Origin of the sequence: Streptomyces changanensis (assembly GCF_024600715.1) — a bacterium.
In the GTDB taxonomy this organism is placed as follows: domain Bacteria; phylum Actinomycetota; class Actinomycetes; order Streptomycetales; family Streptomycetaceae; genus Streptomyces; species Streptomyces changanensis.
Map to the genome: position 1 here is coordinate 3119406 of NZ_CP102332.1, position 12141 is coordinate 3131546.

The 12141-nt window shown below is 75.4% G+C and carries 11 protein-coding genes and 1 pseudogene; 5 read left to right on the forward strand and 7 right to left on the reverse strand.

Going from position 1 to position 12141, the window contains the following annotated elements:
- Nucleotides 1–34: 34 nt before the first annotated feature.
- The 6 genes and pseudogenes from NRO40_RS13765 to NRO40_RS13785 all read right to left on the reverse strand — a co-directional run.
- Nucleotides 35–880, reverse strand: coding sequence for a sulfurtransferase (locus NRO40_RS13765; protein ID WP_058943013.1), 846 nt, complete (start codon nt 878–880; stop codon nt 35–37).
- Nucleotides 881–1032: 152 nt separating this feature from the next.
- Nucleotides 1033–1116 carry a putative leader peptide gene (locus NRO40_RS30785; protein ID WP_368857873.1) on the reverse strand — a complete coding sequence of 28 codons (84 nt, stop codon included), beginning with the start codon at nt 1114–1116 and terminating at the stop codon, nt 1033–1035.
- A gap of 266 nt (nt 1117–1382) precedes the next feature.
- Nucleotides 1383–2072: an LmeA family phospholipid-binding protein gene (locus NRO40_RS13770; protein ID WP_058943014.1), complete on the reverse strand. Its 690-nt coding sequence runs from the start codon at nt 2070–2072 to the stop codon at nt 1383–1385.
- A gap of 292 nt (nt 2073–2364) precedes the next feature.
- Nucleotides 2365–3978: a hypothetical protein gene (locus tag NRO40_RS13775; protein ID WP_079047188.1), complete on the reverse strand. Its 1614-nt coding sequence runs from the start codon at nt 3976–3978 to the stop codon at nt 2365–2367.
- Nucleotides 3979–3988: 10 nt separating this feature from the next.
- Nucleotides 3989–4243, reverse strand: coding sequence for a MoaD/ThiS family protein (locus NRO40_RS13780; protein WP_058943015.1), 255 nt, complete (start codon nt 4241–4243; stop codon nt 3989–3991).
- A gap of 208 nt (nt 4244–4451) precedes the next feature.
- A pseudogene (locus NRO40_RS13785) lies at nt 4452–5285 on the reverse strand (alpha/beta hydrolase); the annotation flags it as partial.
- 285 nt (nt 5286–5570) lie between these two features.
- On the opposite strand from NRO40_RS13785, the gene NRO40_RS13790 reads away from it, so the two are divergent.
- The 5 genes from NRO40_RS13790 (at nt 5571) to NRO40_RS13810 (ending at nt 11183) form a co-directional block, all read left to right on the forward strand.
- Nucleotides 5571–6377, forward strand: coding sequence for a winged helix-turn-helix transcriptional regulator (locus NRO40_RS13790; protein WP_058943016.1), 807 nt, complete (start codon nt 5571–5573; stop codon nt 6375–6377).
- Between the two features lie 24 nt (nt 6378–6401).
- The gene (locus tag NRO40_RS13795; protein ID WP_058943017.1) at nt 6402–7430 is read left to right on the forward strand and encodes a LacI family DNA-binding transcriptional regulator; all 1029 of its coding nucleotides are present in this window, start codon (nt 6402–6404) and stop codon (nt 7428–7430) included.
- Nucleotides 7431–7849: 419 nt separating this feature from the next.
- Nucleotides 7850–8986 (forward strand): S1C family serine protease, encoded by a 1137-nt coding sequence (locus NRO40_RS13800; RefSeq protein WP_408057002.1) that lies wholly within the window; start codon nt 7850–7852, stop codon nt 8984–8986.
- A gap of 20 nt (nt 8987–9006) precedes the next feature.
- On the forward strand, nt 9007–9732 hold the full coding sequence (locus NRO40_RS13805; RefSeq protein ID WP_058943018.1) for a response regulator transcription factor: 726 nt from the start codon (nt 9007–9009) through the stop codon (nt 9730–9732).
- Nucleotides 9729–11183 carry a sensor histidine kinase gene (locus NRO40_RS13810; protein WP_058943019.1) on the forward strand — a complete coding sequence of 485 codons (1455 nt, stop codon included), beginning with the start codon at nt 9729–9731 and terminating at the stop codon, nt 11181–11183. Before NRO40_RS13805 ends, NRO40_RS13810 begins: the two co-directional genes overlap by 4 nt.
- Here the strand turns inward: NRO40_RS13810 and NRO40_RS13815 are convergent.
- On the reverse strand, nt 11163–12098 hold the full coding sequence (locus NRO40_RS13815) for a phosphatidylinositol-specific phospholipase C (RefSeq protein ID WP_079047192.1): 936 nt from the start codon (nt 12096–12098) through the stop codon (nt 11163–11165). The genes NRO40_RS13810 and NRO40_RS13815 overlap by 21 nt on opposite strands.
- Between the last annotated feature and the right edge of the window lie 43 nt (nt 12099–12141).

Sequence of the window (12141 nt, forward strand, 5' to 3'; positions counted from 1 at the left end):
GTTTCTGTCCTTCGCGTCGCAGGTCGGGCGGGGGTTACTTGGCGGGGCCGAGCTCGATCGGCACGCCGACGAGGGAGCCGTACTCGGTCCAGGAGCCGTCGTAGTTCTTGACGTTCCCCTGGTCGAGCAGCTCGTGCAGGACGAACCAGGTCAGGGCCGAGCGCTCGCCGATGCGGCAGTACGCGATGGTGTCCTTCGCCAGGTCGACCTGCTCCTCGGCGTACAGCGCGCGGAGCTCCTCGTCGGACTTGAAGGTGCCGTCGTCGTTGGCGTTCTTGGACCACGGGATGTTGCGGGCGCTCGGGACGTGGCCGGGGCGCTGCGACTGCTCCTGCGGGAGGTGCGCCGGGGCGAGCAGCTTGCCGCTGAACTCGTCGGGGGAGCGCACGTCGACCAGGTTGAGGCTGCCGATCGCGGCCACGACGTCGTCGCGGAAGGCGCGGATGGAGGTGTCCTGGGCCTTGGCCTTGTACTCGGTGGCCGGGCGGCTGGGGACCTCGGAGCCGTCGACCAGGTCGCGGGAGTCGAGCTCCCACTTCTTGCGGCCGCCGTCGAGGAGCTTGACGCTCTCGTGGCCGTAGAGCTTGAAGTACCAGTAGGCGTACGAGGCGAACCAGTTGTTGTTGCCGCCGTAGAGGACGACGGTGTCGTCGTTGGCGATGCCCTTCGCGGAGAGGAGCTTCTCGAAGCCCTCCTGGTCGACGAAGTCGCGGCGCACCGGGTCCTGGAGGTCCCGCTTCCAGTCGATGCGGACGGCGTTCTTGATGTGGTTCTTGTCGTAGGCCGACGTGTCCTCGTCGACCTCGACGAGGACCACCTTCGGGTCGTCGATGTGGGCCTCGACCCAGTCGGCGTCTACCAGGACGTCGCTGCGGCTCATGCTGAGTTCTCCTCCGGGGCAGTCTGCGGCGGGATGCGGGTGCGGAAGGTCGCGCCGAGCGCTCTACGCGTACGAGGGTGCGGGGCGGCCGCGGCACGGGGAAGGCCCCCCGAGCGGGAAGGGCCGAAACGTGCGGGGTCTGCGGACCCCGCTCAGACGGTGCGACAGAGCATGGCGGCGACGCGGCACAGGTCTACTGCCCGCCGCTTCGTGAGGTCCGCCTGTCGCTTCGTCATGGCACCGATCGTAGGGACGGAGCGGCGTTCGTGTCACCGGCGTGTCGCATGGTGAGACGGGATCATCCGCATTCCGGGACGACAGGGGCTTCGGACCCGCGTCCGGGCACGTCGCGACGGGGCCGTTCCCACCGTCGGTCTACGGTGCGGACGCAGCCGTCTCGCCATGTGGGAACGGGGGCGTTCGGCCGTCCCGAGCCGCCACGCCTCATCACGCCCTGCCATGCCCCGCCCCACCCCGCGCCGCCGGGCGACGCCCGGGGCGGTCAGCCCGTCAGGACGACGTCCCGGCCGCCGACGGTGACGGCGAGCCCGTCCGGCGCCGCCTCGACCTTCTCTATGGCGAGACCGGCCGGGAAACCGCTGACCGGGCGGTCGAAGTCCGTACGCTGACGGATCAGTTCCTCGATGCCGGGGAGGCCCTCGCCGGGCACCTCGTCCGCCCGCACCCGGAGGGTGTCGCCGTCCACGACGCTGACGGTGGACAGCACGCTGCGGGTCACCGTCTGCCCCAGGAACTCGACGCTGCCGGTGACCTTGATCTTGCCGTCGCCGCCGTAGGCGAGCGTGACGTCGCTGTCGGAGGTCTTGCGCAGCTCGTCGTACGAGATGCGGGCGGTGCCGGTGGCCGTGGCGGCGACGGCCCGGGAGTAGTCGCCCTCCAGGCGGACGTCGTGCAGCTCGGCCTGGAGCTCGCCGACCCGTACCCGACGGTCACCCGCGGTCACCTCCAGGCCGGTCAGGGCGACGTCGACCCGGTCGAACTTCTTCGCGAGGAGCTGCGTCAGGAACGGGAAGCCGCCGATCGAGACGTCCGGCTCCGTCGAGAGGCCCTGATTGGCCTGAATCCTCCCCGCGGCCTCCCTCTCGGCCACGCCGGCCGCCAGCCGGTCGCCCACGACGAGGAGCCCGCCGAGGACGACGGCGATGATCAGGAGTTTTCGCAGTGCTCGCATGGCTCGGTGTCTCCCCCGCCTCTTGGTGCCCGGCCCCCGACGACGCAAATGATCGACGTACGGGGTTACCCATTGGTTCCCTGGGGCGTGTCGACGTCGTGCACGCCACAGGCGCGGCTTCCCGGGATGGGGCCAGGTCACACCGCGCGGGCCACACCGCGGCGCCGGGGTGCGGGCCCGGCGCGGGCCGGACGCGCTCCGACGGGGGCCGGGTCGGGCGGGGGTCGGACGGGGCCGGGTCGGGCGGGGGTGGGACGGCGCCGGGTGCGGGCGGCCGCACCCGGCGCGCGGGTCACACCAGCGTGCGGCCCAGCAGGTAGACGGCCGGGGCGGCCAGCGCGAGCGGCAGGGCGACGCCCGCCGTCATGTGCACGAACCGCGACGGGTAGTCGTACGCCGCCACCCGCAGTCCGATCACCGCGCACGCCCCGGCGGCGAGGCCCAGCACAGCGGCCTGCGGTCCCGCGCCGGTCGCGGCGCCCGCGGCGAGCCCCGCGCCCGCGCCCGCCAGCAGGGCGACGGCGAGCGAGACGGGGCCGGGCAGCGGGAGGGCACGGGCCACCGTCGCGGCGGCGACCGCGAGGGCGCCCACGACGACCGCGTCCGGCTCGGCCGCGAGGAAGCCCGCGCACACCACGGCCAGCGCCGACGACACGACCGTCGCCATCAGCCCGTACACGCGCTCCTCGGGGGCCGCGTGGCTGCGCAGCTGGAGGACGAGGACCAGGAGGACCCAGACGGCGAGGGTGCCGAGGATCGCGGCGGGGCCGTGCTCGCGGCCCGTCGTGAGCAGCGCGGCGTCCGCGACGAGACCGCCGAGGAAGGCGAGCGCGATCCCCTGCCGTGCGGGCCACATGCCGTTGAGCCGGAACCAGCCCGCGGCGGTGACCGCCTGGAGCAGCACCAACGGGACCAGCGCCGCGTACGGGCCGAGCGCGGCGCCGCCGGCGAGCAGCAGGCCGAGCAACGCGGTCAGCCCGGCGGGCTGGACGCCCGGGTCGATGATCGGCGACCGGCCCTCCGCGCGGGCGCGCTGGGCGTCGGTGACGCGGGCGTTGCCCAAGGTGGTGGGGGAGCCGTACCCGGGGCCGTCGGCCGGGGCGCCGACGGCGCCACCCGCCGGGGTGGCGGACGCGGGGGCCGCCGGGGTGGCGGACCCGGGGGCCGGGGTCGGGCCGGGCGCGGGCTCCGGGGCGGTGGGCTCGGGGGCCTCCGGCCCCTCCGGCCGCCCGTACGGGTCGTGCGCCGCGTACGGGTCGTGGGCGACGTACGGGTCGTGCGCGCCGGGGGCGCCGGCGGCCGAGGGCTCGGGGGCGTACGCCTCCGCCGGCGCGTGCCCGTACCGCTCCTGCCCGTGCCACTGCCCCTGCGACTGCGCCTGGCTCTGCTGTCCCGGCTGCGCCTGCGCCCGGGCGGCCCGGCCGTACGGCTCGGGGCCGTCGGCGACCGGCGGGAGGTAGGCCGTCGGCGCGTCGTACCCGGCGGCCCCCGTCGACGCCGGTGCCTGCGGCGGCAGGGGGTACGCGCCGGAACCCTGCCGCGGCAGGTACGCCGTCGCGTCGGCGGCCTGCTGCTGCGGCGGCTGTCGGTACCCGGGCGCCCCGTGGTGCTGCTGGGGCTGATGAGGCTGCGGCTGGGCCTGTTGCTGGTACGGGGCGGCGTCCTGGTGCTGTGAGTACGGGGCCGCGTCCTGGTGCGGCTGGTACGGCTGCTGCGGCTGCGCCTGGTGCTGCTGGGGCGCCCGGTGCCGGGGCGCCTGCCGGTGGTGCTGCTGCGGCCGCGGCGGCTGGGGGTCGTCGGGCTGGACCGCCGGCTGGTAGTGGGTGTCCCAGGTCTGCCCCTGCCAGGTCTGGGCGACCTCCGGGTCGGCGTACGGGTCGTGCGGGTACTGCGGATCGCTGCTCATGCTGTGCGGTTCACCCTCCTGCGAACGGCGGGAGCACCTCGACCGTGCCGCCCTCGGCCAGCCGTACCGTCTCATGGCCCCGCTTGCCCACGGGGTCGCCGTCCACCAGGAACGAGCACCGCTGCAGTACCCGGACCAGCTCCCCCGGGTGGCGTTCCCGGGCGGCGTCCAGCGCCTCCGCGAGGGTCTCCGCGGCGTACGGTTCCTCGGCGGTCCCGGCGGCGGACTTGGCCGCGGCCCAGTAGCGGATGGTTCCCGCTGCCATAGGAGGGCTCCTTTCGTCAGGCTTCCATGATGGGCCACGCCGGAGGCCCGCCCGCAGGCGCCGCCGGTTCCCCGGGCCCCACCGCCGCAGGCCCCACCGCATCCCCGGGCCCCGCCACCGCGGACCCCGCCGGTTCCCCGGACCCCGCCGGTTCCCCGGGCCCCACCGCCGCCGCGGACCCCGCCGACACCCCACGACCCGCCGCCGCCGATGACGTCAGCCACCGGCCGATCCGGTCCAGCAGCGCGTCGCCGGCCGCGTTCTCGGCGTGCCCCATGCCCGGCTCCAGCCACAGCTCGGCCGCGCCGCCCGCCGCAGCGGCCAGCGCGAGCGGGTGGTCGACGGGGAAGTACGGGTCCCGGTCCCCGTGCACGACCAGCAGCGGCGTCGGCGCGATCAGTGGCACCGCCCCGACGGGCGGGAGCGGCACCGGGTCCCAGTCGCGGTCGTGGATGCGGGTGCGCAACCCGTACCGGCCGACCAGCCGCCCGGCGGGGTGAGTGATCAGCCAGTGCACCCGCCGCATGGGGGCGGTCCCCCGGTAGTACCAGCGCGCGGGAGCGCTGACGGCGGCGACGGCGTCGGTGCGCGCCTCCGTGCGCCCCCCGTGCTCCGATCCGTACAGGGCGGCGTGCCGGAGCACCACGGAGCCGCCCAGCGAGAAGCCGACCGTCGCCACGCGCGCGTACCCGGCCCCCCGCGCCCACTCCACGGCCGCCGCCACGTCGAGCACCTCGCGGTCGCCGACCGTGGAGCGCCCGCCGGAGCGGCCGTGGCCGCGGAAGGAGAAGGTCACGACCCCCGCGTGCCGGGCCAGCGCGATGGCGGCGCGGCGCACCGCGGGCCGGTCCACGGAGCCGGTGAAACCGTGCGCGACGACCACCGCGGTGTCCGTCCGCCCGGCCGCGCAGGGGTCGTGCCGGGCCTCCAGGCGGACTCCGTCAGGAGTCCGCAAAGACATACGCAAGGTTTCACCCAGAGGGCGGCGAGTGAGCGAGGAGACATCCACACTGTGGAACGCGCCCTCTGTCCCGGAGCTCATGTGGGCTATTCTGGCTGGCAGAGGATCCGGGCGAAGCAGCCCCCGGATCCTTTTGTGTTTTCCCGCCGGTGTTACGGGTGGGTGAACAAAGGCTCTCAGGGGCGCGGGAGCCGGCGTACGAAGCCGTACGAAGCAGTGCCGCAAACGTCCTCGCACGGACCGAGGAGGAACCGACGTTATGGGCGAGCTGATCGTGCACGACCGGACGACGACGAGCAGGACGACGACCCGGCCATGGGGATCCCCCCTGCTGGAGCGCAGCCGAGAGCTTGAAGGTGGGACGCGATGAGTTCACTGCTGCTCCTGACGAACGCCCTGCAGCCGTCGACCGAGGTGCTTCCGGCACTCGGGCTGCTGCTGCACAACGTGCGGGTGGCGCCCGCCGAGGGTCCCGCCCTCGTCGACACCCCCGGAGCCGACGTCATCCTCGTCGACGGCCGCCGCGACCTGCCGCAGGTGCGGTCGCTGTGCCAGCTCCTGCGCTCCACCGGCCCCGGCTGCCCGCTGCTGCTGGTGGTCACCGAGGGCGGCCTGGCCGCCGTCACCGCCGACTGGGGCGTCGACGACGTCCTGCTCGACACCGCGGGGCCCGCGGAGGTCGAGGCACGGCTGCGGCTGGCGACGGGCCGCCAGCAGATCACGGCGGACGACTCCCCCATGGAGATCCGCAACGGCGACCTGTCGGTCGACGAGGCGACGTACAGCGCGAAGCTGAAGGGCCGGGTCCTGGACCTGACCTTCAAGGAGTTCGAGCTGCTCAAGTACCTCGCGCAGCACCCGGGCCGGGTCTTCACCCGCGCCCAGCTCCTCCAGGAGGTCTGGGGGTACGACTACTTCGGCGGTACGCGGACGGTCGACGTCCACGTCCGGCGGCTGCGCGCCAAGCTGGGCCCCGAGCACGAGTCCCTGATCGGCACCGTCCGCAACGTCGGCTACCGCTTCGTCGCGCCCGAGAAGGTGGAGCGCGCGGCGGAGGAGGCGAGGGCCGCCACGCGCGCCGGTGACGACGCCGAACGGGCGGCGCCGGAGGTCATCCGGATGGCGGACACGGAGCCGGCGGCGGAAGCAGCCGTCCGACCTGCCCGGAGGTAGGTCACCCCGCGTAGACTGCCGCGCGTGGCCAAGGTGACGCGGGACGACGTGGCGCGACTGGCGGGTACTTCCACCGCGGTCGTGAGCTACGTCATCAACAACGGACCCCGGCCGGTCGCCCCGGCCACGCGCGAGCGTGTCCTCGCCGCCATCAAGGAGCTGGGCTACCGGCCCGACCGCGTCGCGCAGGCCATGGCCTCGCGGCGCACGGATCTCATAGGCATGATCGTCCCCGACGCCCGGCAGCCGTTCTTCGCGGAGATGGCGCACGCGGTCGAGCGGGCCGCCGCGGACCGCGGGAAGATGGTCCTCGTCGGCAACTCCGACTACCGAGACGAGCGGGAGATCCACTACCTGCGCGCCTTCCTCGGCATGCGGGTGGCGGGGCTCATCCTCGTCAGCCAGGGCATGAGCGAGCGGGCCGCCCAGGAGATCGAGGCGTGGGACGCGCGCGTGGTGCTGCTGCACGAGCGGCCCGAGGCCCTCGACGACGTCGCGGTGGTCACGGACGACATCGGCGGCGCGCAGCTCGCCACCCGCCACCTGCTGGAGCACGGCCACGCGTACGTCGCCTGCCTCGGCGGCGTCGAGTCGACGCCCGCCGTCGGCGACCCGGTGGCCGACCACGAGGAGGGCTGGCGCCGCGCCATGCTGGAGGCGGGCCGCTCGGTCGAGGGCCGCCTCTTCCAGGCCCCGTACAACCGCTACGACGCCTACCAGGTCGCCCTGAAGATCCTGTCGGGTCCCGACCGGCCCCCGGCGATCTTCTGCTCCACGGACGACCAGGCGATCGGCGTCCTGCGCGCCGCGCGCGAGCTGCGGCTCGACGTACCGCGCGACCTGGCGGTGGCGGGCTTCGACGACGTCAAGGAAGCCGCCCTGACCGACCCGCCCCTGACCACGATCTCGTCCGACCGGCCGGCCATGGCCCGCGCCGCGGTGGACTTGGTCCTGGACGACGGGCTGAGGGTCGCCGGGTCGCGGCGCGAGCGCGTGAAGCAGTTCCCCTCCGCACTGGTGGTCCGCCGCAGCTGCGGCTGCGACGACGCCTGACCGTCCGCCCCCGGCAGCACCGGCGACGGCGCCCGCCGCGGACGCGGACGCATCAGCCGTACGTCCCCGGCCCACCCGGCCACGGCCCCGGCCGGCCAGGGGCACGGACACGGCCGGCCAGGGACCCGGACACGGACACGGGCCGAGCGCCCGCCCGCGGCCCGCCCACCAGCCACGGCCCACCCGGCCACGCCGGCCCGGCCACCCGTCACGGCCCTGCCGTCCGGCCGCGGCGCGACGCTCGGGCGCCGGCGCGGCACCACCCCGGCCGCCGGCCGACGCCCGCTCGCCGACGCTCCGACCGACGCCCCCGGCAGGCGCCGCCCCGGCGCCCGTCGTCGAGGGCCGTCCACGACTTCTTCCGGGACTCTCACGGCGCCCTCAGGAAGCTCTCATCCGCCGGCGCCACAGTCGTATCCATGACGGACCACGACCGCCGCAGTGACGGCCACCTCCAGGGCGACGACGGACCGCAGCAGTACGCCGGGTTCCACGACCGGGTCCCCCCGCCGCCCCCGCAGCCCCCGCCCGAGCCGGCCCGGCCGGTCATGGCCGGGCCCGGGGTCACCGTGTGGCCGGGCGGTGGACAGCCGCCCGCCGACGGCACCACCCCGCCGCCCGCACCCCCCGGACCCCCCGCGCCCGGCCCCGCGCCGCGCCGCCGGCGCGCGCGGCGGCCGGTGGGGCTGATCGCCGCCGTGGCGATCGTGGCGGCCGCCGTCGGCGGCGGGGCGGGGGCGCTCGCCCAGGACCTCGTGGGCGGCGACGCGACCGGCGGTGGCTCCACCGCCGTGGCCGGCACGGCCGTCTCGCAGTCGGACGCCGGCACCGTCGCGGGGGTCGCGCGGGCCGTCTCCCCCAGCATCGTGGAGATCCGGGCGGCAGGGACGGCCGGCTCGTCCACCGGCTCCGGCGTGATCATCACGGCCGACGGGGAGGTCGTCACCAACAACCACGTCGTCTCCGGCGCCTCCGAGGTCACCGTCCGGCTCAGCGACGGCCGCACCCACACCGCCGACGTCGTCGGCACCGATCCCGACAAGGACCTCGCGCTGCTGAAGCTGCGCGGCGCCAAGGGCCTCAAGCCCGCCGTCCTCGGCGACTCCGGCTCGGTCCGGGTCGGCGAGCAGGTCGTCGCCATCGGCTCCCCCGAGGGCCTCACCGGCACCGTCACCAGTGGCATCGTCTCCGCCCTCGACCGCGACGTGACCGTCGCCAAGGACGACGACAGCGCCGGCGGCGGGCAGGGCGGGCAGTGGTACGACTCCGGCCAGGGGTGGCCGTTCGAGTTCGGCGGGCAGCGGTTCAACGGCGACACCGGCGCGTCGAAGACCACGTACAAGGCGATCCAGACCGACGCCTCCCTCAACCCCGGCAACTCCGGCGGCGCGCTGATCAACATGCGCGGCGAGGTCATCGGCATCAACTCCGCCATGTACGCGCCCAGCGCCACCGGCGGCGCGGGCATGGGTGCCGCGGGCAGCGTCGGCCTCGGGTTCGCGATCCCCGTCGACACCGTCAAGGCCGACCTGGACGCCCTCCGCGGGGGCGGCTGACCCCGTGCGACGCTGAGCCCATGAACACCACCGCCGAGCCCGACCGCATCCTCGTCGTCGACGACGAGCCCGCCGTCCGCGAAGCGCTGCGCCGCAGCCTCGCCTTCGAGGGGTACGGCACGGAGGTCGCCGTCGACGGCGTCGACGCCCTGGAGCGGATCGGGGCGTACGCGCCGGACCTCGTCGTCCTCGACGTGCAGATGCCTCGCATGGACGGGCTGACCGCCGCCCGCCGCATCCGGGCGTCCGGTGCGACCGTGCCGATCCTGATGCTCACCGCGCGGGACGCCGTCGGCGACCGCGTCACCGGGCTCGACGCGGGCGCCGACGACTACCTGGTCAAGCCGTTCGAGCTGGACGAGCTGTTCGCCCGCATCCGCGCCCTGCTGCGCCGCTCCTCGTACGTGACCGGCGGCGGCGCGGGCGGGGAGCACAGGGACGTGCTGTCCTTCGGCGACCTGCGGATGGACCTCACCACCCGGGAGGTGGCCCGCGGGCCGCGCCCGGTGGAGCTGACCCGGACGGAGTTCACGCTGCTGGAGATGTTCCTCGCCCATCCGCGCCAGGTCCTCACCCGCGAGCAGATCCTCAAGTCCGTCTGGGGCTTCGACTTCGAGCCGACGTCCAACTCCCTGGACGTGTACGTCATGTACCTGCGGCGCAAGACCGAGGCCGGCGGCGAGCCCCGGCTCGTCCACACCGTGCGCGGGGTGGGGTACGTGCTGCGCGAGGGGGGCCAGGAGTGACGAGCGGTCCCGTGCGGCGCTTCCGGGCGCTGCCGCTCCGCTCGCGGCTGGCCCTGCTGACCGCGCTGGCGGTCGCCGTGGCCGTGGCGGCGGTGTCGGTGGCGGCGTGGCTGCTGACGCGGGGGCAGCTCCTGCAGGAGCTGGACCGGTCCCTGGAGAACACCCGGGCGCCGAAGGAGCAGCTGGCCGAGGCGCTCGTCGCCTGCCGGGTCGGGGTGTCGGCCGAGCCGTCCGCGCAGGACCGGCCCGGGTTCGCGTACACCCAGCTGGTGGGGGCGGACGGGGAGCGGTGCGTGGCGCGATACTCGCTGCCCGTCGCGGTGGGGGCGGAGGACCTCGCCGTCGCGCGGGGCGACGCGCCGGAGGCGCTGCACACCTCGCGCACGGACGGCGGACAGAACGTGCGGGTGCACACGGTGCGGGAGGTCGTGACCGTGCCGGGGTCCGGGCAGCGCGTCACGGTCGCCGTCTCCCTGGCCCGTCCGCTGACGGAGGTCGACGCGGCGCTCGGGCGCCTGGCGCTGCTGCTCACCGCGCTCGCCGGGATCGGTGTCGTGGGCGCGGGGGCGGCGGGGCTGTGGGTGGCGCGGGCCGGGCTGAGGCCGGTGGACCGGCTGACGGACGCGGTCGAGCACGTGGCGCGGACCGAGGACCTGACGGTGCGGATCCCGGTCGAGGGCGAGGACGAGATCGCCCGGCTGTCGCGGTCGTTCAACGCCATGACGGCCGCGCTCGCCTCCTCCCGCGACCGGCAGGCGCAGCTGATCGCGGACGCCGGGCACGAGCTGCGCACGCCGCTGACGTCACTGCGGACCAACGTCGAGCTGCTGGCGCGGAGCGAGGAGACGGGCCGGGCGATCCCGGCGGACGACCGGCGGGCGCTGATGGCGTCGGTGAAGGCGCAGATGACGGAGTTGGCGGCGCTCATCGGGGACCTGCAGGAGCTGGCCCGGCCGGACGCGGTGGCGGCGGGCCGCCTGGAGGTGGTCGCCCTGCACGAGGTGCTGGGGACGGCGCTGGAGCGGGCGCGGCTGCGCGGCCCGGAGCTGGTGTTCAGCCCGGACGTACGCCCCTGGTACGTGCGGGCGGAGCCGGCCGCGCTGGAGCGGGCGCTGGTCAACGTGCTGGACAACGCGGTGAAGTTCTCCCCGCCGGGCGGTGAGGTGGAGGTGCGGCTCGTGGACGGGGTGCTGGCGGTGCGCGACCACGGGCCGGGCATCCCCGCGGGGGAGCTGCCGCACGTCTTCGAGCGGTTCTGGCGCTCCCCGTCGGCCCGCTCCCTGCCCGGCTCGGGGCTGGGTCTGTCGATCGTGGCCCGCACGGTCCGGCAGGCGGGCGGCGAGGTCGCCCTGACCCGCGCGGAGGGCGGCGGTACGCGTGCGGAGATCCGTCTGCCGGGCGCGCCGACGCCACCGCCGGCCGGCACGGGGTCAGTTGTGCCGCAGCAGTGACTCGACGAGGCCGCCGCGGGTGTGGGGGAAGTCCATCGGGACGATGCCGAGCCCGCGCCAGCCGGCCCCGGCGCCGTCCAGGAGCGTGTGGACGCGCGGGTTCAGCCGGTCGGCGTTCCAGCGGGGCGGGAGCAGCGCGGCGGTGGAGACGTGGTTGACGTGAAGCCTGCCGGGCTGCTGGGCGGCCTTGCGGAAGTGCGCCTCGATCTTCGGGTACTTGGCGGTGGGCTCCGCCATGTAGTCGTCCTGGATGTCGAAGAGGGCGCCGTCGCCCCAGCGGACGCCGGGCAGGCCGCCGTTGTCGGCGAGGAGGACGACCCGGCCGCGGGCCTCGCCGAGCGGCGGGAGGCCGTCGCCGATGCGGAAGAGCGGGCGCCAGCCCTTCGCGTCGAGGTAGCGGTCGAAGACCTGGCGGAAGACGGCGTCGCCCTCCTCGGAGTACTCCTGCTTGACGCGCATGAGGACGGTCTCGGAGGGGTGGGCGGCGAGGAAGTCGCGGCAGGCGGCGAGGACGTCGCCGAACATGAGGTTCTGGTAGTACGCGCCGTGATGGAGGGCGAAGGAGTCGCCGGTGACGCGGCAGCGGACGTCGAGGTACCGGATGCCGCCGTCCAGTTGCCGGGCCACGGTGGTGTTCTGGCAGGCCACCCAGGGCCCGCCGGTGGACGCGGCGGAGTTGTGGGTGCCGGGGATGGTGAGGGCGCGCAGCGGCGTGGCGTCGGCGTGGGCGCCCATCCAGTCCTGGAGGCCGAACGCCGCGCGGGTCCGGGGCCGGGGCCGGGGCCGGCTCGTGGTGCCGGTCGGGGTGCGGGCGGGGGCGCCGGTGCGGGCGTGGGCGGCCGGCGGGGCGCCGAGGGCGAGGGCGGCGCCGGTGGCGGTGGCGGCCGTGAGGAAGCCGCGTCGGTCCAGGGACATGCGCGGAGTATGACGCGAACACGTCAAAGTGACCAGACGGCGG

Excerpts from the sequence above, each read along its gene's own strand:
- NRO40_RS13765 (WP_058943013.1), bottom strand. The coding sequence starts at position 880 with ATGAGCCGCAGCGACGTCCTGGTAGACGCCGACTGGGTCGAGGCCCAC.
- NRO40_RS30785 (WP_368857873.1), bottom strand. The coding sequence starts at position 1,116 with ATGACGAAGCGACAGGCGGACCTCACGAAGCGGCGGGCAGTAGACCTG.
- NRO40_RS13770 (WP_058943014.1), bottom strand. The coding sequence starts at position 2,072 with ATGCGAGCACTGCGAAAACTCCTGATCATCGCCGTCGTCCTCGGCGGG.
- NRO40_RS13775 (WP_079047188.1), bottom strand. The coding sequence starts at position 3,978 with ATGAGCAGCGATCCGCAGTACCCGCACGACCCGTACGCCGACCCGGAG.
- NRO40_RS13780 (WP_058943015.1), bottom strand. The coding sequence starts at position 4,243 with ATGGCAGCGGGAACCATCCGCTACTGGGCCGCGGCCAAGTCCGCCGCC.
- NRO40_RS13790 (WP_058943016.1), top strand. The coding sequence starts at position 5,571 with ATGAGTTCACTGCTGCTCCTGACGAACGCCCTGCAGCCGTCGACCGAG.
- NRO40_RS13800 (WP_408057002.1), top strand. The coding sequence starts at position 7,850 with ATGACGGACCACGACCGCCGCAGTGACGGCCACCTCCAGGGCGACGAC.
- NRO40_RS13805 (WP_058943018.1), top strand. The coding sequence starts at position 9,007 with ATGAACACCACCGCCGAGCCCGACCGCATCCTCGTCGTCGACGACGAG.
- NRO40_RS13815 (WP_079047192.1), bottom strand. The coding sequence starts at position 12,098 with ATGTCCCTGGACCGACGCGGCTTCCTCACGGCCGCCACCGCCACCGGC.